Source organism: Pelovirga sp. (assembly GCF_059864205.1).
Map to the genome: position 1 here is coordinate 1 of NZ_JCBCBS010000181.1, position 2857 is coordinate 2857.

The 2857-nt window shown below is 54.3% G+C and carries 3 protein-coding genes and 1 pseudogene; 1 reads left to right on the forward strand and 3 read right to left on the reverse strand.

Going from position 1 to position 2857, the window contains the following annotated elements:
• The 3 genes from AC6F7T_RS11515 to AC6F7T_RS11525 form a co-directional block, all read right to left on the reverse strand.
• Positions 1-470 (reverse strand): rhomboid family intramembrane serine protease (locus AC6F7T_RS11515; protein WP_500718988.1); only part of this gene is annotated, 470 nt, incomplete at its 3' end.
• A gap of 110 nt (positions 471-580) precedes the next feature.
• A complete protein-coding gene (locus AC6F7T_RS11520; protein ID WP_500718990.1) occupies positions 581-1339 on the reverse strand; it encodes an ISAs1 family transposase in 759 nt (252 codons plus the stop codon).
• Positions 1303-2385, reverse strand: coding sequence for a Druantia anti-phage system protein DruA (locus AC6F7T_RS11525; protein WP_500718992.1), 1083 nt, complete (start codon positions 2383-2385; stop codon positions 1303-1305). Before AC6F7T_RS11525 ends, AC6F7T_RS11520 begins: the two co-directional genes overlap by 37 nt.
• A gap of 180 nt (positions 2386-2565) precedes the next feature.
• Between AC6F7T_RS11525 and AC6F7T_RS11530 the strand changes: the two are divergent.
• Positions 2566-2857 (forward strand): annotated as a pseudogene (locus tag AC6F7T_RS11530) (DNA repair protein RadA); the annotation flags it as partial.

Below are 2857 nucleotides of genomic sequence, written 5' to 3' on the forward strand. Positions count from 1 at the left end.
CACAGAAAACCTGCAAAAGTAGCTGTCAAGGCGGCAAAGGTGTAGAGAAACACAAATCGCGCCTTGCCGATCTCAAATTCAACCAGTGGGCCGATCTGGTAAAGCACCAGCATATTGAAGCCGATGTGAATAATGCCGCCATGGGTGAATGCGTAGGTCAGGCAGCGCCACCACTGGCCATAGTGAAGGACTTCCGGAATCCAGCGTTGGGCGCCGAAATAGTGCAACAGGGGCAAGGAGGGCGCCAGTAACGGTTTCATCCCCAGACCGGCGGTAACCCCTTTCAGCACCATCAGACCGAACCAGATGAGATTTATCCCGATAATCCATTGGACCGGAGAGAAGGCGTCGCCGGGCAGGCGCTCACCTCGACGCAGAGCGGCGAGATTCTTTTCCCAGCGCATCAGTCGCCATTGCCAACGGGTGCCGTTAAGTCCAAGCTTGTCAAAAAAAGGTTTACAGTTCACCATACAATCCTTTTGGGTCGAATGTGGTCCAGCAATTTTGCAGCCCGCCAACTATTGCAGAAAACAGGTTCCTGATCAACCGCGGAATACATTGCCCCCAGGGCAAATTTGTTCTAATTGTATCCAATTCCAGATTGGCGGTTCCTGGTATTGCCAGTCATTCTCAGGTAGTCGAGAACGGCGCGGGGATTCATGGCGAGCATTCTCATTTTTTGAGCAACGCTGCTGACGTTTTTTGATTTGATCAAACCGACCGCAAAACGTCTGAGGCGAGCAATGTTTTCCGGTCCATGGCCAGTGCGTATTCGGCTTCGATCTTCATCATAGTTCCAATCAATGATGTAATGGCAGCTGTTTTCTATGCACCAGTGCCCACGGTTGGTCTTGAGGACGTAGTAGGCATCAGCCTGCTCCGGTGTTTGGCTGGTGATGCCGTAAGCGGTTTCAGTCGAGACCTCTCCGGTCTTTTTATTGATTCTTTCGCGTTCGATCACGAAGGCTTGTCCAACGTGGGGGAAGGCGAGATACCTATTGAGCTCGGCAGTGACCCAGATCTTGCGTGTCTCGATCCGGCCGTGGTCAAAATCAACGGTGACAGCGTGCGGTTTCTGGCGCCCTTGAAAATGCAGGGTAAGATCTTCGAGCAGTCGGGGTTGATTGCCTTTGACGGGAAAATGGTAATGAGCCCGTCTGTCTTCGACCAGGTAGCGAGCCAGTCGACGTTGCGTCAAGAGAGCGTCGGCACTGATGGTTTTTCCTTCGATGCAGATCGCTTCAAGCAGGGGAATGGCCATGGTGATTTCGTTGGTTTGCTTGAGCTCATCGCTACCGTTACCTATCGGCAGGGTGCCGACTTTTTTTGGGTGTAGCACGTGTTGCTCTGATGGCCGATAACGCTCATGATATGCGTCTTGTGACCTTGTTCGTCGGTGGCATTGCACATCGTCTTGCCATCGATGGCGAGACTTTCATCCCGACCTGCGTAAGCCTCGTTCCATCGTTGCAGTCCGCGATCAAGATGGTCTGGATCGACACGAATGAGGACGTTGCGAATGATGTATTCGCTCGGGACAATATACTGGCCGTTCGATTTCCGGCACCCAAAGCGCTCACGCGCCTTGGAACCGAGACTTTGGGCCCAATCGGACATCGCTCTGTAGCCGCGCATCCCGCATAGCGTTGCGCCGGCGGCAATGGCCAGCACGGTGGACAGTCGGTGACGTCGCCCTGCGGCTCGACGCGGGTCGGGGATATCGGTAAAAAACTCTGGTAAAGATCGCATGTGATCGGCCGTCAACATCATTTTTGCACCTCCTGGGCAATAGGGCGCCCCAAGAAGAGGACGCGATAAAAGCGATTGGGCAGTGGGTTGCAACGGACGGACAAACACCATCTTCGGGGACTGTGCAATATTGCTGTAACCGTGTCGAGTTCGGCGAAACCCCTTGGTCTGCCCCAGATATTGCCAGTTGGCCGCTTTGTAAACCGTACCGTGGTAGCGCTGCGGATCAACAAAGGTCTCCATCAGTATGAGCGGATGGCCGAAGCGCTCCAGCCAGTCACGGTGGATTCGTTGTTCGCACAGCGCCAGGACGCGCGAACCCAGGTTCTGCAGATGCCACTGCGGCAGGATCAGAAAGCGGCTATTATTGGCAACCAGTTTCAATCGGTCGTATTGGCGCCGATGATCCCAGCCAATCCATTGGTCGCGAACGCCACATTTTAGCGCCGCAGCGGAAAAGCTCAGCAGAGCGGTCCATTCATTGTGCCTCAGGGCAACGTACCAGAGTGTTTCGCCGATTTTGGGCAGATCTCCCAGGTAATGATGCGTTTGCATTAGCTCGCGATATCGGGCCTCTTCGATAGACGAAACAGGGCGGACATAAATGTCTTTGAGGTTCACGACAGGGATCTCCACTAGACAAGGATGACCCCTTTATATCCCATTAGGGATAAAATGACCAGAACTTTATATTGGGGTAAGATTTAAAGCACATTTGCAGATGGGAACAAATTCACCCTGGCGACAGTGCCCACGGTCGTTGACAGGCTAACGGTAAAGGTCCTAAAATGATCCGTTAATTTGAAGGGGAGGGGCGTGAAACAGAAAACCATTTATACTTGCCAGCAGTGCGGCTATCAGAGCCCCAAATGGCTCGGAAAATGTCCGGACTGCGGCCAGTGGAACGCCCTGACCGAAGAGGTGCGCAGCGCCTCCGCCGGCAAAACACGAGCGGCGACTCTGGCCGCTCCGGTCCAGCGTATTGCCGAAGTGACGGCCGACGAGGAAGATCGTTGTCGTAGCGGGATCGGCGAATTTGACAGGGTTCTCGGTGGCGGGGTGGTGCCGGGTTCTCTGGTGCTGATCGGCGGCGACCCGGGGATTGGCA